This window comes from Dorea sp. AF24-7LB (genome assembly GCF_003478575.1).
Lineage (GTDB): Bacteria > Bacillota > Clostridia > Lachnospirales > Lachnospiraceae > Dorea_D > Dorea_D hominis.
The window spans coordinates 304,994-327,478 of record NZ_QUFR01000001.1; the positions used below are offsets into that span (position 1 = coordinate 304,994).

Below are 22,485 nucleotides of genomic sequence, written 5' to 3' on the forward strand. Positions count from 1 at the left end.
CGTTTTTATGGGTAGAACCGGAAAATATCTCTGCCTCATCGGAATCGGAGGCAGTCTGTATTATGTATTTGAACAATTGTTTCGTGGATTTTCGCACTGGAGCATGTTTCTGCTTGGTGGAATCTGTTTCCTGTTTATTTATCTGCAGGGCAGCAAGATTGGATGGGATGAACCACTGTGGAAACAAATTTTGAGATGCGATATTTTTGTAGTTTCCATGGAATTTATGACAGGAATCGTTGTAAACTGTATGTGGCATATGAATGTATGGGATTATACAGATATGCCATTTCAGATCTTAGGGCAGATCTGTCTGCCTTTTGCAATCATTTTTGCAGGACTCTGTGCGGTTGGAATTTTTCTTTCCAGCTACCTTGCCTGTTACCTGTTCGGCGAAGAAAAACCTGTTTTTCATGTTCTGAGATGAGAAATTCTATCTTTTCCCACCGGAAAAATAATGTTATAATGAAATGTAAACTTAGAATCGATACAAAGGAGAATAGATGTGGCTGAATTAACACCAATGATGCAGCAATACATGAAAACAAAAGAAGAATACAAAGACTGTATCTTGTTTTATAGACTGGGAGATTTTTATGAAATGTTCTTTGACGATGCAATCACAGCATCAAAAGAACTGGAGATCACCCTGACAGGGAAGAACTGCGGACTAGAGGAACGGGCACCAATGTGTGGAGTACCTTATCACGCTGTGGACAGTTACCTGAACCGGCTTGTGTCCAAAGGATATAAAGTTGCAATCTGTGAACAGGTGGAAGATCCTGCGACAGCGAAAGGAATTGTAAAGAGAGAAGTTGTCAGGATCGCAACACCGGGTACGAATCTGGATACCCAGGCATTGGATGAGACGAAGAACAATTATCTTATGTGTGTCGCATACATTGCAGACCGGTATGGTGTATCGGTTGCGGATGTGACAACCGGAGATTATTTTGTGACCGAGATAGAAGACAGTGAAAAGTTATTTGATGAAATTTACAAATTTATGCCCTCAGAGCTTATTTGCAATGAGGCTTTTTATATGAGTGGCATGGATTTTGACGATTTAAGAGAACGTCTTGGTATCACCGTTTACTCGCTGGATGCATGGTATTTTGATGATGAAATCTGTACGAAGACGCTGGAAGAGCATTTCCACTGTGCAACACTGGAAGGGCTTGGACTTGCGGATTATGACTGCGGTATTGTAGCGGCAGGTGCACTGTTCCAGTATCTGAAGGAGACGCAGAAGAATGCACTGACACATATGTCCAGACTGATACCGTATACGAATGGCAAATATATGCTTCTCGACAGTTCTACAAGACGGAATCTGGAACTTTGTGAAACAATGCGTGAGAAGCAGAAAAGAGGTTCCCTACTCTGGGTTCTCGATAAGACGAAAACTGCGATGGGAGCGCGGACACTGCGCAAGTATATTGAACAGCCATTGTTACATAAAAAAGAAATTGATGAGAGACTGGATGCGGTAGAGGAATTTAAAAACAATGCGATCGCAAGAGAAGAGATTCGAGAATACCTGACACCGGTCTATGACCTGGAACGTCTCGTCAGCAAGATTACATACCAGTCTGCCAATCCAAGAGATCTGACTGCTTTTGAGAGTTCCCTCTCCATGTTGCCACATGTAAAGACAATCTTAAGTGACATGCAAAGTACCCTGAACCGGGAACTGTACGATGCGTTAGATCCACTGGAAGATCTGTGTACACTGGTGAAAAAGGCAATTAAGGATGAGCCACCGCTTGCCATGAAAGAGGGTGGCATCATCCGGGATGGTTACAATGCAGAAGTAGACAAGTTAAGACATGCCAAGTCTGACGGAAAAGAATGGCTTGCCAAGTTGGAAGAAGACGAGCGGGAAAAGACCGGAATCAAGAATCTCAAAATCAAATATAATAAAGTATTCGGCTATTATCTGGAAGTAACTAATTCTTTCAAGAATCTGGTGCCGGAGTACTATACAAGGAAACAGACACTTGCCAATGCGGAACGCTACATTATTCCAGAATTAAAAGAACTGGAAGACACGATCCTCGGTGCAGAAGATAAGCTGTATGCGCTGGAATATCAGCTCTACTGTGAGGTGCGTGACACGATTGCAAAAGAAGTTGTGCGTATCCAGACAACAGCGAAAGCGGTTGCGAAGATTGATACTCTGGCTTCTCTGGCACTGGTCGCTGAACGTAATAATTATGTGCGTCCGAAGATCAATGAGAAAGGTGTCATTGATATTAAAGACGGCAGACATCCGGTCGTAGAGAAGATGATTCCGAATGATATGTTCATTACAAATGATACTTATCTGAATGATAAGAAGAAAAGAATTTCTATCATCACCGGACCGAACATGGCTGGAAAGTCAACTTATATGCGCCAGACAGCCTTGATCGTACTGATGGCACAGATTGGATCCTACGTTCCGGCATCTTCGGCAAATATCGGACTTGTTGACCGTATTTTCACCCGAGTGGGAGCATCGGATGATCTGGCTTCCGGACAGAGTACCTTTATGGTAGAGATGACAGAAGTCGCGAATATTTTACGAAATGCGACAAGCAAGAGTCTCCTGATCCTTGATGAGATTGGGCGTGGAACAAGTACCTTTGACGGACTGAGTATTGCATGGGCAGTGATTGAGCATATCAGCAACAGTAAACTGCTAGGAGCAAAGACATTATTTGCAACGCATTATCATGAGCTGACGGAACTGGAAGGAAAGATTGATAACGTGAATAATTACTGCATTGCCGTGAAAGAAAAAGGCGATGACATTATCTTCCTTCGTAAAATCGTAAGCGGTGGTGCGGACAAAAGTTATGGTATTCAAGTGGCGCGTCTTGCCGGTGTCCCAGCTTCTGTTACAGACCGTGCAAAAGAAATTGTAGAAGAACTGGTGCAGGCAGACATCACGTCACGGATCAAAGATATTGCAGTGGCAGGAAGTGAGTCGAAACACAAAGCAAAGAAATATGATGATGTGGATCTGGCACAGATGTCATTGTTTGATACCGTCAAAGATGATGATGTACTTCAGGAACTCAAAAACCTGGATGTAACGAATCTGACGCCGATTGACGCACTGAATACACTGTATCAGTTGCAGAACAAGTTAAAAAACAGGTGGTAGTTTATGTCAAACATACATGTATTAGATCAGATAACAATTGATAAGATCGCAGCCGGAGAAGTGATTGAACGTCCGGCTTCTGTCGTAAAAGAGCTGGTAGAAAATGCCATTGATGCCGGTTCCGGTTCTGTGACTGTAGAGATCAAAGAAGGCGGCATTTCTTATATGCGCATTGCTGACAACGGCTGCGGAATTGCACGGGACGATGTTCAGAATGCATTTCTCAGACATTCTACGAGCAAGATCCGCGCTGCCGAAGATCTGGAACATATTGCATCTTTAGGCTTTCGTGGTGAAGCGTTGTCCAGTATTGCGGCTGTCTCACAGGTCGAGATGATTACAAAAACAAAGGAACAGCTTCTTGGAACGCGTTACCAGATCGCCGGTGGAAAAGAAGAAGAACTGGAAGATACCGGAGCTTCGGATGGAACAACATTTCTGATCCGTCAGCTTTTTTATAATGTGCCGGCGAGACGGAAATTTTTAAAGACACCGATCACCGAAGCAAGCCATGTCGGCGATCTGATGACGAGACTTGCACTGTCGCACCCGGAGATTTCTTTCCAGTTCATCAATAACGGGCAGTCCAGACTGCATACATCCGGAAATGGAAATTTAAAAGATGTCATTTATCACGTATATGGAAGAGAGATTACTGCTAATCTCATTCCTCTGGAATATAAGAATAACGGGCTTTCCTTAAGCGGCTACATTGGAGCGCCGCTCATTTCCAGAGGAAACCGTAATTTTGAAAATTATTTTATTAATGGCCGCTACGTGAAAAGTAATATTATTTACCGTGCCATTGAAGATGCATATAAAGATTTTTCCATGCAGCATAAGTTCCCATTTACCGTCTTTCACATTACGATTGATGGAGAACATGTAGATGTGAATGTCCATCCAACAAAGATGGAGCTTCGGTTTAACAATCAGCAGGAAGTGTATAATACACTCTATGAAGCAATCGACTCGGCACTTCACGGAAGAGAACTGATTCCGAAGGTGACACTAGATGAGCCGAAAGTGCCGAGGGCAGAGGCTGTGCCGGTAACGAAGGAAAAGCAAAATTTCCGTACGACCGGATCTTCGGTCAGCTTTGCATCAACTGCCGGGAATATGACAAAAAAGGCAGCGCAATCAGAAATGTGGGCTGGGGTGCAGACACCGGTGAAACAAAAAACGAAAATACCGCCGAAAGAAGAGAGGAATCTGGATTATTTCATGGAACAGATGAAAAAGCGTGTAACATCTTATCACCAGCAGAATTCATCTGCGGAAGTAAAGAGCCGGTCAGATATTTTTAAGCCTGAACGGCAGGCAGACCGGATAAGAGAAGCGGTGTCGCAGTACAAAGCGGCTGCAAGGGATGCGAAGAAACAAGAGTTTCCTAAAAAGACAGATGTAACACCAGAAATACCGGGAACTGCTAAAACAACGGCTGAAAAGACAACAGCAAATGGACAAGGTATTGACATCAAAGCAAATGAAAAACCGGAACAGATGGATCTCTTTGAAGATCGTTTTCTTGACAAAGAACGGAAAGCAGATTATACGTTGATTGGGCAGATTTTCGATACCTACTGGCTTGTCCAGTTCGAAAATAGTCTGTATATTATCGACCAGCATGCAGCACATGAAAGAGTTCTGTATGAACGGACATTGCGGGAAATGAAAAACCGGGAATTCACATCCCAGATGATCAGCCCGCCGATCATTCTGAACCTGACGATGCAAGAGGCGGAGCTGCTCAGACAGTACATGGATCGCTTTACAAGAATTGGATTTGAGTTTGAAGAATTCGGGCAGGATTCTTTTGCGGTAAGAAGTGTTCCGGATAATCTGTTCAGCATTGCCAAAAAAGATCTGCTTCTGGAAATGATTGACCATTTATCGGATGAGCTTAACAGAAACCAGCCGTCCGACCTGATTGATGAGAAGATTGCGTCTATGTCCTGCAAAGCGGCAGTAAAAGGCAATATGAGTCTTTCTGCTGCAGAAGTCGACACCTTGATCGGCGAACTGCTTCTTCTGGATAATCCGTATCATTGTCCACACGGAAGACCGACGATTATTTCCATGACTAAACGGGAGTTAGAAAAGAAATTTAAGAGGATTGTATAATGAAGAAAAAACCATTGATCATTCTTACCGGTCCGACGGCCGTTGGCAAAACAAAGGCCTCCATCGGACTTGCAAAAGCAGTTGACGGCGAGATTATTTCCGCTGACTCGATGCAGGTTTACCGGCATATGGATATCGGCTCTGCGAAGATAAAACCAGAAGAGATGGAAGGCATACCGCATCACCTGATTGATGTACTGGAGCCGGATGATGAATTTCATGTTGTAAAATTTCAGGAGCTTGCCAAAAAAGCGATGCGGGAAATCTGGGAACGCGGGCATATTCCGATCGTTACCGGTGGAACCGGCTTCTATATCCAGGCATTGCTTTATGATATTGATTTTGATGAAAATGAAAAAGAAGATGCATGCCGGAAAGAACTGGAAGCTTATGCCAGAGAACATGGAGCAGAAGCTTTGCATGAGAAGCTTGCTTTGGTTGATCCGGCATCTGCTGAAATGATTCATCCAAATAACATCAAGCGTGTGATACGTGCGCTGGAATTTTATGAGCAGACCGGAAAACGAATTTCCGAACACAACGAGACACAGCGTCAAAGGGAGTCCCCGTATGCATTTGCCTATTTTGTGCTGACAGATGACAGAGCACATCTGTACGAACGTATTAACCGGCGTGTCGATCAAATGATTGAGGAAGGTCTGGTAAATGAAGTACAGGCTTTAAAAGACAAGGGCTATACAAAGCAGCTTGTTTCCATGCAGGGACTTGGCTACAAAGAAATTCTGGATTATCTGGATGGCAATTGTACGCTGGAAGAAGCTATTTATACAATTAAGCGGGATACAAGGCATTTCGCCAAACGTCAGCTCACCTGGTTTAAGAGAGAGCGGGATGTAATCTGGATCAACAAACAGTCATTTGGTTATGAGGCGGAGCAGATTTTAGACGAAATGCTTTCAAAACTCCCGTGGAAAGCAGAAAAAAAATAATATATATAATGAGAGGATAAGAACATGTCAGAGATTACAAATATGTATGAAAAAATGGGTATTCGCCCGGAAGTACTGAAATTTGGAAATACTATTGAAAAAGATTTAAAAGAACGTTTTGGCGAGATTGATCAGCGTGCCGAGTACAATCAGTTAAAAGTATTGCACGCTATGCAGAAAAATCACGTAAGTGCAGACTGCTTTAACTATGTCAGCGGATATGGATATGACGATCATGGAAGAGATACACTGGAGAAAATTTACGCAGATGTCTTCCATACAGAAAGTGCACTGGTTCGCCCACAGATTACCTGTGGAACACATGCGCTGGCACTTTCTCTTGCAGCGAATTTACGCCCGGGAGACGAGCTTTTGGCGGCTGGCGGCAAGCCTTACGACACACTGGAGGAAGTAATCGGTATCCGCCCTTCCAAAGGATCGCTTGCAGAATATGGGATTTCTTACAGACAGGTAGACCTTCTGGAAGATGGGACATTTGATTTTGATTCCATCCGTGAAGCAATCAATGAAAAAACAAAGATGGTTACGGTACAACGTTCCAAAGGTTACCAGACGCGTCCGAGCTTTTCTGTTGCACAGATCGGGGAAGTGATCCGTTTTGTCAAAGAGATCAAACCAGGAGTGATCTGCATGGTTGATAACTGCTACGGAGAATTTGTAGAAGAAATCGAGCCAAGTGATGTAGGTGCGGATATGGTTGTCGGTTCTCTGATCAAAAATCCGGGAGGCGGACTTGCGCCGATCGGCGGCTATATTGCCGGTAAAGAAGAACTGATTGAAAACTGTGCATATCGTCTGACTTCTCCAGGACTTGGAAAAGAAGTCGGCGCATCTCTCGGAATCATGCAGTCATTCTATCAGGGACTGTTCCTTGCCCCGACAGTTGTAGCAAGTGCATTAAAGGGTGCTATTCTTGCGGCAAAAATTTATGAAAAACTGGGGTACCCGGTTGTACCAAACGGAACGGAAAGCCGTCATGATATTATCCAGGCAGTAGAACTTGGCTCTGCCGAGGCAATGATTGCCTTTTGTCATGGTATCCAGGCGGCCGCACCGGTAGATTCCTATGTTGCTCCGGAACCGTGGGCAATGCCGGGATATGACAGTGATGTAATTATGGCGGCGGGTACATTTGTACAGGGCTCTTCGATTGAGCTGAGCGCAGACGGACCAATCAAACCGCCGTATGCGGTTTATTTCCAGGGCGGTTTAACATGGCCAAGCGCAAAACTTGGAATCCTGATGTCTCTGGAACATCTTGTAAGAGCCGGTATTGTAAAATTATAAGCAATAAATATAAGGAGTATTTATGGCAAAGATCGTAATCATCGGAGGCGGTGCGGCAGGCATGACGGCAGCGATCGCAGCAGCCTGGGCAGATCCGTCTCATGAGATTCTTATATTAGAACATAAAAATCAATTAGGAAAGAAATTATTATCTACCGGAAACGGTCGCTGTAATTTCACAAATGCTTATATGGAAAAAGAATGTTTTTACAGTGATTCGAAAGATGTGATACCGTGTGTTCTTGATAAATTCGGAACAGATGAGACGCTGGATTTCTTTCGAAAATTAGGTGTATATCCGAAAGACCGGAACGGTTATTACTATCCGAGATCGGATCAGGCACAGACAATCCAGCAGCTGTTGATTCTTGAATTAAAAGCACTGGGCGTAACATATAAGACAGACATTCATGTAACCGAAGTGCAGCGAAATAAAAAAGGATTCCGCATTTTTACAGATACACCGGGAATGAGTATTCATGCCGATCGGTTGATTCTCGCATGTGGTGGACGCGCAGCGGCTGTTCTTGGTTCAGACGGAAGCGGATATACACTTGCAAAGATGCTTGGACATTCGCTTGTTCCGGTTGTTCCGGCACTTGTGCAGTTAAAAGTAAAATCGCATCCACTGGCAAAGGCTTCCGGTGTGCGTACAGAAACAAAAGTTGAAATCTTTGATGGAAGCGATACGAACAATCACCCCGTAATTCTCGGAAGCGACACCGGAGAAGTTCAGATCACTGCTTATGGCATTTCCGGTATACCGGTATTTCAGATCAGCCGTCTGGCGGCAAAACTTTTGTATGAGAAAAAGACGCCGGTTGTACGGATAGATTTCTTTCCTGGAATGTCTGAAGAAGAATTAAAATCCTATTTACAGAAACGTACACAGAACCGTGAAACTTATATGGTTTCCGAATTTCTACTCGGTCTTCTGAATCAGAAACTAATCACAGTGCTTTTAAAAACAGCCGGAATACCGGAAAAACTGTATGTGAAAAAGTTGAAAACACCGGATTGGGATAGACTTATTTCTACATTAAAGAGGTTGGAACTTGTCATTTCTGACACGAATGGATTTGACAATGCACAGGTTTGCGCCGGAGGTGTAAATCTTACAGAGATTGCATCTGATACAATGGAGTCGCGTATCTGTAAAGACCTGTATCTTGCCGGAGAGCTGCTGGATGTTGACGGCATCTGCGGAGGCTACAATCTGCAATGGGCATGGGCAAGTGGGTATCTTGCCGGATGTGCTGCCGCAGGTAAGAAAAACACCGGAAAATAAAAGTAATAAAATAACAGGAGTTAAAACGGATGATCCAAATTTCAAATCTGAAACTACAGATTCCACATACAACAAAGCGTCTTAAGGAAAAAGCTTTAAAACAACTGCACATCCGCGAGCAGGACCTTATCGGATTCCGGATTGCAAAACGTTCTCTGGATGCACGGAAAAAGCCGGTGTTGTATTATGTCTATACACTGGAACTGTCAGTAAAAAACGAAGCAGGATTACAGAAGAAAAATCTGCCGAAAAATGTAAACGTCTGCAAAGCAAAGCCGATATATGCACCGGTTCCAACCGGCACAGAAACACTTGCACATGCGCCGATAATCGCCGGAAGCGGACCGGCAGGATTATTCTGTGCATATAGCCTGGCAAAAATGGGCTATGCACCGGTTCTTGTAGAGCGTGGAGAAGATGTGGATACACGAATGCAGGATGTAGAAGCGTTCTGGAACGGAGGCTCTTTAAAGTCCAATTCCAATGTCCAGTTCGGAGAAGGTGGAGCCGGAACGTTTTCAGACGGGAAACTGAATACGCTGGTTCACGATAAAGAGGGCAGAGGCAGAGCTGTTCTGGAAACATTTGTAAAATTCGGAGCGCCTAAAAAAATTCTTTATGATAATAAACCACATGTAGGGACAGATATTCTGGCTGTTGTTGTAAAACGTATGAGAGAAGAAATCTGCCGTCTGGGCGGACAGGTCCATTTTCATACACAGGTAACAGAACTTTTAACAGAAGAGGGAAAGCTTACCGGAATAAAACTTCAGGATACACATAGTGGCGAAGTGACAGACAAGCCAACGCAGGCACTTGTCCTTGCGATCGGGCACAGTGCAAGAGATACATTTGAAATGCTGAAAAGAAAAGAAATTCCGATGACAACAAAGGCTTTTGCGGTTGGTGTCCGTGTGGAACATAAACAGTCCATGATCAATGAAAATCAGTATGGAAGCGCACAGCCGGATGGACTTCCGGCAGCTCCATATAAATTGACTGCCAATCTGGAAAATGGAAGAGGCGTCTATACTTTCTGTATGTGTCCGGGCGGATATGTCGTGAATGCATCTTCGGAAGCTGGAAGACTTGCCGTAAATGGAATGAGTTACAGTGGCAGAGATGGTCAAAATGCGAACAGTGCAGTTATTGTCACGGTAACACCGGAAGATTACGGCACGGATGATGTACTTGCAGGAATGGCATTTCAGCGAAAACTCGAAGAAGCCGCATACAGAGCAGGAGAAGGGAAAATCCCGGTGCAGTTATTCGGAGATTTCTGTGAAGACAAAGCTTCTGAAGCAGAAGGCAGAGTTACCCCACAGATGAAAGGTGCATATCACTGGACGAACCTGCGTCCGGTATTCCCGGAAGTGATCGCTGATTCACTGGAAAAGGGGATACGCTCGTTTGATCAGAAGATAAAAGGATATGCGGATGCGGATACGGTGCTTTCAGGAGTGGAGAGCCGGACATCCTCTCCGGTACGCATTCTGCGGGATGAGACACTGCAGAGCAGCGTGCGCGGACTTTACCCTTGCGGAGAGGGCGCAGGGTATGCCGGAGGAATTACTTCCGCTGCAATGGATGGGCTTAAGACAGCCGAAGCAATCAGCCGGGTTTACCGTCCTTTCGACATATCTGGTACATGTTAAGAAAAAATTAATGGGATAACTCTATACACTTTTTCGGAAATATGATAAAATGTATTGAGTTTTTCGAAGAGATAAACACGAGGAGGAGTACATATTATGAAGGGAAAAGGAGGCAAAAACGCCTGGGCTTTATTTCTGCTATTACTGGCAGGGATTGTTCTTGGTGGTTTTATCGGCATGCTGGCAGACGGTGTATCTTCACTGAACTGGCTCAGCTATGGACAGACGTTCGGACTGGATGATCCGGTGGTTCTGAATCTGGGACTGCTTGTTGTGACATTCGGACTTACAATTAAAATTACCATTGCAAGCATCATTGGCGTGATTGTAGCAATTTTCATTTATCGTTTCCTTTAATTTAAGATTTTAAAGGGATCGTCGTACGAATCTAAAGATGAGATGAATCAATCAAATACCATGAAAGAAATTCCAAGTGTGGAACGGCCTTATGAGAAATGTGTGGAGATGGGACCGGAGAGTTTGACAGATATCGAACTTCTGGCGGTGTTTCTCCGTACGGGGACCAAAGGTGAGAATGCTGTTGAACTGGCGAAAAGGATCTTATATGATTCCGGTCAGAACGGGATTCTGGGTATTCACCATTTTTCCTTACCCAGGCTTCTTAAGCTTAAGGGAATAGGGAAAGTGAAAGCCATACAGATTCTGTGTCTGTCAGAGCTGGCAAAACGATTGGCAAAAGCGTCTGCGAAAGAGCATCTCAGATTTTCATCCCCCACATCAATAGCTGATTATTATATGGAAGATTTACGGCATGAGAGTCAGGAAGTTATGAAACTTCTGATGCTGAATACAAAAGCGGAACTGATCTGTGAACGAAACATTTCAAAAGGAACAGTGAAAGCATCGATCATTACGCCGCGAGAGCTTTTTGTGGAAGCTTTGAAACAGGAAGCTGTATCCATTGTGCTGTTACATAATCATCCGAGCGGAGATCCGACTCCGAGCACGGATGACCGACTGATCACAGGTCGTATCGCACAGGCAGGAGCGCTGGTTGGAATTGATTTGTTAGATCATATTATTATTGGCAATCATTGTTATATGAGCTTTCGCGAAGAAGGACTATTAGAAAATGCTTGAGAAAGGATAAATATCAGATGGCAAGAAATACTTACGGACTGGATCTTGGATCTTATGAGATCAAGGTATATGATAAGAAAAAAGATACGATCTGGAAAGAAAAAGATGTAATTGCGATCAAAGACGGTACGGAGATTTTCGCTGTCGGAGATGATGCATATGGCATGTATGAGAAAGCACCGGACAACATTAATGTTGTATTTCCAATGAAGGAGGGTGTAATTTCCCATTTTAATGATATGCAGTTTTTGCTCCAGAATCTGTTGAAGAAAGGAAGACAGTTCGCCAGAGGTTCGGAATATGTAATCGCAGTTCCGACGGATGTGACAGAAGTTGAGAAAAAGGCATTCTTTGACCTGGTGATCCATTCTACTGCAAAGGCAAAAGAAGTAAATATCGTGGAGCGTTCCATTGCAGATGCAGTCGGGCTCGGACTTGATGTCAAAGAGACAAAGGGTGTGCTTATCGTGAATTTTGGCGGTGAGACAACAGAACTATCGGTTCTTGCAGAAGGCGGTATGGTTTTGAACCGGCTGTTAAAGCTTGGCGGAACAGCCTATGACCAGGCAATCGTCAATCTGGTGCGGCACAGCCATGATTTCCTGATCGGTCATCATACAGCTGAAATCTTAAGAAAACGTTTCGGCGTTTTTACCGGCGAGAAAGATGCAGCACTGTCTGTTGCAGGACGTGATCTAATCACAGGACTTCCAATGCGTAAGACAATTTCTTATACATTGATCCGTGCAGCGCTTCGTGATCCTTTGCTGGACTGCGTACGCGCCATTCATTCCTTACTTGACAGGACACCACCGGAAGTACGCAAAGCGATTCATGAGAACGGGATCTACCTGACCGGTGGCATGGCATATATGCCGGGACTTGAGACCTATATCGAGAAGGCAACCGGTATCCATACATCGACGTCGTCGGAACCGGACATTTGTGTCGTAAACGGATTGGAGAAAATCATTAAATCAAAAGAATTAAGCAAACTTGCATACTCAATGTTAGATCAAAATTATAGGTGGATGAGATAATATGAAGATAAAGAATCAATCGTCACTTCCAAGCAAATACTGGCTTCTGATCATAGCGGTTGTCTGTATACTTCTGATGGGAATTGAACATTTTACCGGCCATGCCGGTCCGGTTACTTTTGTTGCCAACTATACGGTTATTCCAATGGAAAAAGGGATCAGCTATGCCGGTACATGGATGAGTGACGTATCCAAAAACTTTCAGACAATGAAAGATATGACGAAGGAAAATAAAAAATTACAGAAAAAAGTAGATGAGCTTACAACCGATAATACAAGGCTCCGTCAGGAACAGTATGAACTGGACAGGCTTAAGCAGTTATACAAACTGGATGAAAACTACTCTGATTATAAGAAGATCGGAGCGCATGTCATTGCCGATAATGGCACGAACTGGTTCAGTGATTTTATAATTGATAAGGGAAGCAAAGACGGTATCAAAAAGAACTGCAACGTTCTTGCCGGAAGCGGTCTGGTCGGTATTGTCACAGAAGTCGGACCACATTATGCAAGAGTTCGTGCATTGATTGATGATGCAAGCAATGTCAGTGCAATGATGCTTTCTACTTCAGATACCTGTATTGTCCGCGGAGATTTAAAACTTGCCTCTGACGGACGACTCCGTTTTGAAAAACTTGCCAATAACGACAATAAGATTGAAGTGGGAGAGCAGGTTGTCACATCCCACGTCAGTGACCGCTACTTACAGGGACTGTTTATCGGATATGTCAGTGAAGTGAAGGTGGATTCCAACAATCTGACGCGTTCTGGTTATATTACACCAGCTGTTGATTACAGCAAGATCCAGGAAGTGCTTGTCATTACAAAAACCAAGCAGGAGATGATCAGCAGCCGGTCAAAAAAGAAGTAAGAAGGAGTAAGGATTCATGAAAAGAAAAGTAATTACTTTTTTCATCATATTAATCAGTTTCCTTTTGCAAAGTACGCTATTTGTCAAACTGAAATTCGGTGCAGTAAGTCCGAATCTTATGCTCGTAGTAACGTCCTCCTTCGGATTTATGAGAGGACGCAAATCCGGAATAGCTGTCGGTGCCATATCCGGACTTTTAGTAGATATATTCTGGGGACAGCTCCTTGGATTTCATACACTGCTATATACCGTGATCGGATATCTGAACGGTTCGTTTGAGCGCCTTTTTTACGATGAAGATGTCAAACTTCCGATCGTACTGATCTCCGCAAGCGAATTCTTATATGGAATCTGTATCTATGTATTTGTATATATGCTGCAGGGAGACTTTGCATTTGGAACATACCTGTTCAGTATTATTATACCGGAACTTGTATACACCATACTGGTAACCCTGATCCTTTATCAGGTGATCCTTCATATTAACCGAAAACTTGAATCAGAAGAACAAAGGAGTGCTAGTAAATTTGTCTAATTTATTCGAACGATTGAGAGATCGTATTGCAGAAATATTTAAATCCAGAATATTTGTTGCCGTGGTTGTATTCTGTATTATGTCTGCGGTTTTGGTACAACGTGTCTTTTATTTGCAGATTGTAAAAGGACAGGAATATCTGGATAACTATAAACTGCAAATCCAGAAAACAAAAGATGTTGAAGGTACCCGCGGGAATATTTATGACCGTAACGGAAAGCTGCTTGCTTATAATGAACTGGCATATTCTGTTACGATTGAAGATAACGGAGAGTATGATACTTTAAAAGAAAAGAACAAAGCTCTGAACAAGATCATCACAACGGTAATCAAGATGGTTGAATCAAATGGTGATACGGTGATCAATAACTTTGGTATTATTCTTGACAAGGATAAAGAATATGTATTTGCCGCAGAATCAGATACACAGAGACTTCGTTTTGTTGCCGATGTTTACGGCAAGAAGACGATCGATGAACTCAGCAAAGAGCAGAAAAATGAATCTGCTGCAGATATTATCCATTATCTCTGCACAGACAAGCGGAGTGGTTACGGAATCAATGAGAAGAAGCTGGATAAGCAGAGTGTTCTTAAGCTGATCAATATTCGCTATGCGATCGCTTTGAACAGTTATCAGAAATACATTGCAACAACGATTGCAGAAGATGTCAGCGATGATACCGTTGCAGATGTAATGGAAAATATGGATCATTTACAGGGAGTCAATATCGATGAGAAATCACTCCGTAAATATACGAACAGCAAATGTTTCGCCAATCTGATCGGTTATACCGGACAGATTTCTACGGAAGAATACGATGCGTTGAGCCAAAAAAAACAGAAAGAATACGATAAGACCGATACCGTTGGTAAAGCCGGTATTGAAAAAACAATGGATACAACCTTAAAAGGTAAAAAAGGAACAGTCAAGCTGTATGTTAATAACGTAGGTAAAGTTCTGGATACTGTTCAGGGCAAGAAGGCAAAAGCAGGAAACGACCTTTATCTTACAATTGATGCGGATCTGCAGGTTGCAGCTTATAATATTCTGGAACAGGAACTTGCCGGAATTATATTAAGTAAATTGCAGAATACTTTGAATTATGACCGTACGAAGGTATCCGACGGAAGTGATGTGATCATTCCGGTTGGTGATGTATATAATTCCTTCATTTCCAATGATATTCTGGATATGACACATTTTTCGGATGATGATGCCAAGTCTACAGAAAAGGCAGTTCACAAAACATTTTCATCCAATAAAAAAGCCGTGCTTAAAAAGCTCAAAAAAATGTTAAACAGTTCAGGTGCTGCCGCATATAAAGATCAGTCAAAGGAATATCAGGCATACTTGAGTTACCTTGTTAATGATATGCTGACAAGCAATAATAAAGTACTGCTTTCAGGAAAAATCGATTCCAGTGACAAAACTTACAAAGCATGGCATGATTCTGAGACAATCAACATTAAAAAGTATCTGAACTATGCGATTTCCAAGAACTGGATTGATACTTCAAAATTAACAAATTATATGCCGAAGAGCGGAAAATATTCGGATTCTACAGAGCTATACAAAGCACTTGTTTCGTATATCATGGACGGACTGAAATCAAACAGCAGTTTTGATAAGATGATATACAAGTACATGATCAAAGCCGGTACAATCACCGGACGCCAGATTTGTCTGATGTTATATGAGCAGAATGTGCTGAAGAAGAGTGATGCACAGTATGCACAGTTAAAAGCCGGTAGTCTTGGCTCTTATGATTTTATCCGTGCAAAGATCAAGAAACTGGAAATCACGCCGGGCGAGCTGGGACTGGAACCATCTACAGGCTCACTTGTCATGACGGATCCAAATAATGGAGATGTGCTGGCATGTGTATCTTATCCGGGATATGACAATAACAAGCTGGCAAATACAATGGATTCCAATTATTACAGCAAGCTGTTAAATGACAGTTCCAGACCGTTATATAACAGTGCAACGCAGGAAAAGACAGCGCCCGGTTCCACATACAAGCCACTGTCTGCAATTGCCGGATTATCGGAAGGTGTTATTACAACATCATCTATTATTAATTGTTCCGGTATTTATAAGAAAGTAACACCGAATCCAAAATGCTGGGCTTATCCGAGTGCGCATGGAAGTCTGAACGTCTCACAGGCAATCCAGCATTCCTGCAACAGCTTCTTCTATGAAGTCGGATACCGTCTGAGTCTGAAACAGAATGGACTGAATCAGATACAGTCAGACAATGCAGAAGGAAAAGCAACTTCTTCTTATTATTCCAGCGACCGTGGACTTAATGTACTGAAGAAATATGCGAAAAAATTCGGACTTGGAAGTACTTCCGGTATTGAGATTCCGGAGGCGCAGCCACAGATTTCTGATGATTCTTCTGTTCCGTCAGCAATTGGACAAGGTACAAATAACTACACGACCAGCCAGCTTGCAAGATATATTACAACTGTTGCAAATAAAGGAACTGTATACAATTTGACAGTTCTTGATAAAGTAACCAATGTTAAAGGAAAGAGGATCAAATCTTACAAAGCCAAAGTAAAGAATAAGATCACAGATGTTCCGGATTCCACTTGGAGTGCAGTACACACAGGTATGCGTAATGTGGTACTTCTGGAACATAATGATATTTTCTCGAGCCTGAATCATACAAATCTCGCAATTTCCGGTAAAACCGGTACTGCACAGCAGGGAAAGACACATCCGGATCATGGATTGTTTGTCGGATTTGCGCCAAGCAATTCTCCGGAAGTCGCATGGGCAATCCGTATTGCAAACGGATACAGCTCTTCCCGTGCGGCCGAAGTCGGAAGAGATGTTATGAAATACTATTACAACAAAGGCGACAAGAAGAAGATCATCACCGGAGAAGCTGCAACGATTGGAAGCGGTTCCGGAGGCGACTAAAAGAAAGAGGTGGTTCTATGTGAAAGATCCTGTTCTGATCAAGAGTAACAGATATGGTATGACTCTTCGTTTTGATCCGGAACTTCCGTTTGATCTGTTAAGAGAACGGGTTCACGAAAAACTGCATGCATTTACTCATTTTTTTAATCATGCATGTATGGTAGTAACTTTTGAAGGGCGTACGTTTACGAAAGAGGAAGAACAGGCAATGGCAGAGACAATTGAAGAATCTGCCGGGATTCAGATTCTGTGCCTGACAGACACGGAAGATAATACACAGGAAACACATACTATAACAGATACTCCGGTGTCTGGCAGACATCTGTGCCGTAAGACAAGAGACAATACTTCTAATGATACAGCAGGTGAAGCTTATGACTCCGCAGAGACAATACACACAGAGTATGGACTGTTCTACAGAGGCAATCTGAGAGGACGTGCCATCCTTGAAGCGGATAAAAGCATTGTAATTGTTGGAGATATTGAGACAGGCGCAACTGTCATATGTAAGGGCAGCGTTACAGTGACCGGGACGATATACGGAACAGTCATTGCAGGCGCAACTGGAGATTATAATGCGATGATCGCAGCAATTGATATGAAGCCAGAATTGCTTCGAATCGGTGAGATCGAAGTAAAACCAGTAATAGGAGGAAGTTATTCATGGGCGAGGTTATTGTAATTACTTCAGGAAAAGGCGGTGTAGGTAAAACAACTACAACAGCAAATATCGGTGCCGGCTTATCAGAAGCCGGCAAGAAGGTTGTCGTGATCGATACCGATCTCGGCCTTCGGAACCTGGATGTAGTCATGGGACTGGAAAATCTCATCGTATACAACCTGGTAGATGTGATCGAAGGCTCCTGCCGCTTAAAACAGGCGCTTATAAGAGATAAACGATATGAGAATCTATATCTTCTGCCTTCTGCACAGACGAAGGACAAGTCGGCAATATCACCGGGACAAATGAAAAAGCTGACTTCTGAATTAAAAGAAGATTTTGATTATATCCTGCTGGATTGCCCGGCGGGAATTGAGCAGGGCTTCCATAATGCGATCGCAGGTGCTGACCGCGCACTTGTAGTCACAACTCCGGAAGTGTCTGCGATCCGTGACGCAGACCGTATCATCGGACTGCTGGAAAAAAGCGGTCTCAGGGATAACGCATTGATCATTAACCGGATCCGCATGGATATGGTCAGACGCGGCGATATGATGTCCGTGGATGATGTGACAGAGATTCTGTCGATCCCTCTGATCGGTGCATTGCCGGATGATGAACACGTCGTCATTGGCACAAACCAGGGAGAACCCGTCATCGGAATTGACTCTCTGGCTGGAAAAGCGTATCGTAATATCAGCAGAAGAATTATGGGTGAAGATGTTCCATTTATGGATCTTAACAGCAGCCACAAATTCTTTTCAAAGCTTTCTGGAATTTTCCGGAAAGGGTAGGAGGCAGAGCCTATGTTAAAAAAATCTTCTGTTTTTGTTGCAAAAAACCGTTTAAAAGCACTGGTTACCAGCGACAGGGTGAAATGCACACCAGATTCTTATGATAAAATATGTCGGGAATTGTATGAGACGCTTTCCAAGTATATGGAATTTACAGAAGAGGATTTTAAAGTAGAAATATTCAGAACACAAATTTTAATTAGTTTTTCAGGAGAAGAAGAGTGAAATTACCAAAATTTACGAAACCGTATCGGTTAAGAGATTACAATTTTACATTAGTTACACTTGTTTTTATCTTATCTGTAATTGGAATACTTGTTGTAGGAAGTGCCAAGCAGGTATATCAGAGCCGTCAGGTACTGGGGGTCATGATCGGAATTGTCTTTATGATGATCGTCACATTCATTGATTATGTCTGGCTGCTTGATTTTTACTGGTTTTTCTATGGCTTTTCTATTTTTATACTGGGGCTGGTACTTGTTGCAGGTAAAAAGGTCGGCGGAGCGACTAGATGGATCGATCTGGGATTTACTACCTTCCAGCCATCTGAGATGGCAAAGATCCTGCTGATACTTTTTTTCGCAAAGTTCCTGATGGAACATGAACGGGATGTAAACGACCGTAGCACACTTTGCAAATATGCGATTCTTGCGGGATTACCGTTGGCGCTTATCATTATGGAGCCAAACCTTTCCACAACGATCTGTACTGCTGTGGTAATCTGTTTTCTGATTTATATTGCAGGACTCAGTTACCGCTTTATCGGAACTGTTTTGATAATTCTGATTCCGACAGCAATTATCTTTTTGAGCATTGTTGTGCAGCCGAACCAGCCATTCCTGAAAGATTACCAGCAGGAACGTATTCTTTCCTTCCTTGAACCGGATAAATATGCAGATGATGGAGCCTATCAGCAGAACAACTCTGTTATGGCAATTGGTTCCGGACAGCTTTCCGGAAAAGGACTGAATAATAATACAACAACCTCTGTAAAAAATGGTAACTTTATTCTGGAGCCACAGACTGATTTTATTTTTGCGATCATAGGTGAAGAATTAGGTTTCATTGGAAGTTGCGTTGTTATTGCTTTATTATTATTAATTGTGCTACAATGTATTCTGATAGGAATTCGAGCGAAGGACCTCGCAGGGAGGATCATCTGCTGCGGGGTAGGCGGACTCATAGGAGTCCAGAGCTTTATCAATATCGGTGTTGCGACAGGATTGATTCCGAACACAGGAGTTCCACTTCCGTTTGTCAGTTACGGAATGACTTCTCTTGTCAGTCTGTACATTGGTATCGGAATTGTATTGAATGTTGGTTTACAGCCGAAAAAATACAAATAAGGAGAGAATACAATGAACATAGGTCTAATTGCACACGATTCAAAGAAAACATTAATGCAGAATTTTTGTATCGCATACAGAGGTATTTTAAGCAGACATCATTTATATGCAACCGGGACGACCGGACGTTTGATCGAGGAAGTGACGAATCTTAATATTCACAAATATCTTGCAGGTTCCCTGGGGGGACAGCAGCAGTTAGGAGCACAGATCGCACAGAATGATATCGATGCACTGATTTTCTTAAGAGAACCATATGCACCGAAGCCAAACGATCCGGATCTTAATGATGTGATTCGGATGTGCGATACTTATAATATTCCGTTAGCAACGAATCTTGCTACGGCTGAACTTATTATTTTATCAATTGACAGAGGAGATCTTGACTGGCGTGAAATGTACCGATAATAACAGAAAAAAGAAATCATATTCCAGAAGGAGAAGACAACGTCAGCGGACACTGCGCCTGATGACAGGAATCTTTCTTGTGTTATGTGTTGTTGCCGGCTATCTTATCATTTCCGGCGGAATGGGAACGAAACAGCTTGTCTATGCCTATGAAAAGAAGCAGTATAATAAAGCAATATATACCGGTGAATTATTTGCAAAGGATCTGTGTCTTGTGAATGGCGATACAGAGATGTCCGGTGCTCCGGACAGTTCCACGTATAAAGCTGCGGCGCTGTTTGATGTGAACAATTCTAAGACCACGTATGCATATAATGCAACTGCAAAGATGTATCCTGCAAGTATTACGAAGATTATGACGGCTCTTGTTGCAATAGAGAGTGCAGATCTATCCGAAGAGGTCACCGTAGAAGTAGATTCCTCAGATTTTGCAGCCGATGAACAGACCTGCGGAATCCACAAAGGAGATAAACTGACACTGGAAGCGTTGTTAAACGGATTACTTCTGTATTCCGGCAATGACAATGCAGAGGCAATCGCTTATTACATTGGCGGAAGTATCGAAGGCTTCGCAGATATGATGAATAAGAAAGCACAGGAATTAATGGCTACTAACACTCATTTTGCAAATCCAAGCGGATTACATGATGAGAACCATTATACGACTGCCTATGATATTTATCTGATCTTCAATGAATGTGTCAAACACAAAGAGTTTACAGATATCATCGGAAGATCATCTTATACTGCGGACATTCAGAGTGCCAATGGAACAACACGAAAAGTAACCTGGAAACCGACGAACTACTATGCAACCGGAGAAGCTAAACGCCCATCAGGAGCGACTGTAGTAGGCGGTAAGACCGGAACTACCGCAAAAGCTGGAAACTGCCTTGTTCTTCTTGACCAGACAGATGAGAAGGCACCATATATATCGATTATAATGGGGGCTACATCAAAAGAATTGTTATATAAAGATATGTCATCCATTATTGATCAGATACCAAATACAAATTAGAATTTATATGTAAGGGGCAGCCAGAAATGATTGCCCCTTTTGTGTGTATGATTAATCGGACATGGAACCGATTCTTCCATACAGACTGATCAGATACAGCCCGCAGAGACCTACCAGTGTATAGATAATTCTGGAAAGCCATGTCAGATTTCCAAAAAGAAATGCCACAAAGTCAAAGCGAAAAATACCGATCAGAAGCCAATTGACGGCGCCAATAATGACAAGTGTTAATGATGTATTGTCAAACCATTTCATATTAGAAATACCTCCTTTTTGCTAGTATTACTAATATGACGGAAAATATACAGGATCTGTCATTTTATTCTATTTTAGAGGGACGAAATTCAAAATGGTAAAAGAATCACCGCTATACTATCCTTATTCGGATTATTTAAAAAATAAATATGGAGAGAAAGTATACAAGCTTCCAATTAATCTGCCAATCACCTGTCCAAACCGTTTAAACGGCAAACGTGGCTGCAGCTTCTGCGCAGAATGTGGAACCGGATTTGAATCTTTAGATGCAGTTTATACCGTTACCGAACAGCTTGCAAAAAATCAGGAACATATTGCAAAGAAATACAAAGCGAAGAAGTATATCGCTTATTTCCAGAATTATACAAATACATTTCTTCCACTTAATGATTTCCGGAAATATATGGAAGAAGCAGCACAGTTTCCAGATATTACAGAGCTTGCTGTCTCTACAAGACCGGATTGTATCAAAGTGGAATATCTTGATGTTTTACGTAGTGTTTCTGAACAATACCACTGCAATATCACGATTGAACTAGGACTGCAGACCGCAAATTATCATACACTTTTGAAGATTGACCGTGGACATACACTTGCAGAATATATTGATGCCGCAATACAGATAAAACGATACGGTTTTGATCTTTGCACACATGTAATACTAAATCTGCCGGGAGATACGATCACAGACAGCATCGAAACCGCAAAAATCTTAAGTGCTCTTTCTAATGATTGCGTGAAGGTACATTCCCTTTACATTGCAAAAAACACGCGGTTGTGTGAAGAATACGAAAATGGTACAATAACTTTGTGTTCCAAAGAAGAATATTTCCGGCGTGTAACGGTATTTCTTGAGTATCTGAAACCACGCATTGCAGTAGAGCGGCTTTTCAGCCGTATTCCGGAAAAAGATGCTGTATTCTGCAACTGGCAGACAAGCTGGTGGAAATTAAAAGACGAACTTGAAGCACATATGATAGCCGGAGAGCATTATCAGGGAAGATTATCCGGATATCTTGACGGTGCTGCACTAAATGAAAAATAGGGG

General features: G+C 42.6%; 21 protein-coding genes. 20 read left to right on the forward strand and 1 reads right to left on the reverse strand.

Annotated features, from left to right (window positions below):
• Window positions 1-7 precede the first annotated feature (7 nt).
• From DWY31_RS01485 to DWY31_RS01575, 19 genes are all read left to right on the forward strand, one after another.
• The gene (locus DWY31_RS01485) at window positions 8-427 is read left to right on the forward strand and encodes a putative ABC transporter permease (protein WP_021861009.1); all 420 of its coding nucleotides are present in this window, start codon (window positions 8-10) and stop codon (window positions 425-427) included.
• 78 nt (window positions 428-505) lie between these two features.
• The gene (gene mutS, locus DWY31_RS01490; RefSeq protein ID WP_021861008.1) at window positions 506-3,151 is read left to right on the forward strand and encodes a DNA mismatch repair protein MutS; all 2,646 of its coding nucleotides are present in this window, start codon (window positions 506-508) and stop codon (window positions 3,149-3,151) included.
• 3 nt (window positions 3,152-3,154) lie between these two features.
• Complete coding sequence (gene mutL, locus DWY31_RS01495) at window positions 3,155-5,275, forward strand: DNA mismatch repair endonuclease MutL (protein WP_118519349.1); 2,121 nt, start codon at window positions 3,155-3,157, stop codon at window positions 5,273-5,275.
• A complete protein-coding gene (gene miaA, locus DWY31_RS01500; protein ID WP_118519350.1) occupies window positions 5,275-6,225 on the forward strand; it encodes a tRNA (adenosine(37)-N6)-dimethylallyltransferase MiaA in 951 nt (316 codons plus the stop codon). Before mutL ends, miaA begins: the two co-directional genes overlap by 1 nt.
• A 24-nt stretch (window positions 6,226-6,249) precedes the next feature.
• Complete coding sequence (locus DWY31_RS01505) at window positions 6,250-7,533, forward strand: methionine gamma-lyase family protein (protein ID WP_021861005.1); 1,284 nt, start codon at window positions 6,250-6,252, stop codon at window positions 7,531-7,533.
• A gap of 22 nt (window positions 7,534-7,555) precedes the next feature.
• Window positions 7,556-8,821 carry an NAD(P)/FAD-dependent oxidoreductase gene (locus DWY31_RS01510; protein ID WP_118519351.1) on the forward strand — a complete coding sequence of 422 codons (1,266 nt, stop codon included), beginning with the start codon at window positions 7,556-7,558 and terminating at the stop codon, window positions 8,819-8,821.
• A gap of 29 nt (window positions 8,822-8,850) precedes the next feature.
• Window positions 8,851-10,476: an NAD(P)/FAD-dependent oxidoreductase gene (locus DWY31_RS01515; protein WP_118519352.1), complete on the forward strand. Its 1,626-nt coding sequence runs from the start codon at window positions 8,851-8,853 to the stop codon at window positions 10,474-10,476.
• Window positions 10,477-10,572: 96 nt separating this feature from the next.
• Window positions 10,573-10,833 carry a DUF4321 domain-containing protein gene (locus DWY31_RS01520; protein WP_021861002.1) on the forward strand — a complete coding sequence of 87 codons (261 nt, stop codon included), beginning with the start codon at window positions 10,573-10,575 and terminating at the stop codon, window positions 10,831-10,833.
• Between the two features lie 42 nt (window positions 10,834-10,875).
• Window positions 10,876-11,577, forward strand: a complete 702-nt coding sequence (gene radC, locus DWY31_RS01525) for a RadC family protein (RefSeq protein WP_118519353.1) — start codon at window positions 10,876-10,878, stop codon at window positions 11,575-11,577.
• Window positions 11,578-11,594: 17 nt separating this feature from the next.
• The gene (locus tag DWY31_RS01530) at window positions 11,595-12,617 is read left to right on the forward strand and encodes a rod shape-determining protein (RefSeq protein WP_021861000.1); all 1,023 of its coding nucleotides are present in this window, start codon (window positions 11,595-11,597) and stop codon (window positions 12,615-12,617) included.
• A 1-nt stretch (window position 12,618) separates the two neighbouring features.
• Entirely contained in the window at window positions 12,619-13,488 is an 870-nt protein-coding gene (mreC, locus tag DWY31_RS01535) for a rod shape-determining protein MreC (RefSeq protein ID WP_021860999.1), read from the forward strand.
• A 16-nt stretch (window positions 13,489-13,504) separates the two neighbouring features.
• The gene (gene mreD / locus DWY31_RS01540) at window positions 13,505-14,023 is read left to right on the forward strand and encodes a rod shape-determining protein MreD (RefSeq protein ID WP_118519354.1); all 519 of its coding nucleotides are present in this window, start codon (window positions 13,505-13,507) and stop codon (window positions 14,021-14,023) included.
• Window positions 14,016-16,955, forward strand: coding sequence for a penicillin-binding transpeptidase domain-containing protein (locus DWY31_RS01545; RefSeq protein ID WP_199671900.1), 2,940 nt, complete (start codon window positions 14,016-14,018; stop codon window positions 16,953-16,955). The genes mreD and DWY31_RS01545 overlap by 8 nt, the downstream gene beginning before the upstream one ends.
• A gap of 19 nt (window positions 16,956-16,974) precedes the next feature.
• Window positions 16,975-17,637: a septum site-determining protein MinC gene (locus DWY31_RS01550; RefSeq protein ID WP_021860996.1), complete on the forward strand. Its 663-nt coding sequence runs from the start codon at window positions 16,975-16,977 to the stop codon at window positions 17,635-17,637.
• A complete protein-coding gene (minD, locus tag DWY31_RS01555) occupies window positions 17,619-18,410 on the forward strand; it encodes a septum site-determining protein MinD (RefSeq protein WP_021860995.1) in 792 nt (263 codons plus the stop codon). The genes DWY31_RS01550 and minD overlap by 19 nt, the downstream gene beginning before the upstream one ends.
• Before the next feature lie 12 nt (window positions 18,411-18,422).
• Window positions 18,423-18,635, forward strand: coding sequence for a cell division topological specificity factor MinE (locus DWY31_RS01560; RefSeq protein ID WP_118287876.1), 213 nt, complete (start codon window positions 18,423-18,425; stop codon window positions 18,633-18,635).
• Window positions 18,632-19,756, forward strand: coding sequence for an FtsW/RodA/SpoVE family cell cycle protein (locus DWY31_RS01565; RefSeq protein ID WP_118287875.1), 1,125 nt, complete (start codon window positions 18,632-18,634; stop codon window positions 19,754-19,756). The genes DWY31_RS01560 and DWY31_RS01565 overlap by 4 nt, the downstream gene beginning before the upstream one ends.
• 12 nt (window positions 19,757-19,768) lie before the next feature.
• Entirely contained in the window at window positions 19,769-20,164 is a 396-nt protein-coding gene (mgsA, locus tag DWY31_RS01570; RefSeq protein WP_021860992.1) for a methylglyoxal synthase, read from the forward strand.
• The gene (locus DWY31_RS01575) at window positions 20,148-21,182 is read left to right on the forward strand and encodes a D-alanyl-D-alanine carboxypeptidase family protein (protein ID WP_021860991.1); all 1,035 of its coding nucleotides are present in this window, start codon (window positions 20,148-20,150) and stop codon (window positions 21,180-21,182) included. The genes mgsA and DWY31_RS01575 overlap by 17 nt, the downstream gene beginning before the upstream one ends.
• A 51-nt stretch (window positions 21,183-21,233) precedes the next feature.
• Here DWY31_RS01575 and DWY31_RS01580 read toward each other — a convergent pair whose 3' ends face one another.
• Window positions 21,234-21,437 (reverse strand): DUF378 domain-containing protein, encoded by a 204-nt coding sequence (locus DWY31_RS01580; RefSeq protein WP_021860990.1) that lies wholly within the window; start codon window positions 21,435-21,437, stop codon window positions 21,234-21,236.
• A 94-nt stretch (window positions 21,438-21,531) separates the two neighbouring features.
• On the opposite strand from DWY31_RS01580, the gene DWY31_RS01585 reads away from it, so the two are divergent.
• Entirely contained in the window at window positions 21,532-22,482 is a 951-nt protein-coding gene (locus DWY31_RS01585) for a TIGR01212 family radical SAM protein (RefSeq protein WP_118287874.1), read from the forward strand.
• Window positions 22,483-22,485 lie beyond the last annotated feature (3 nt).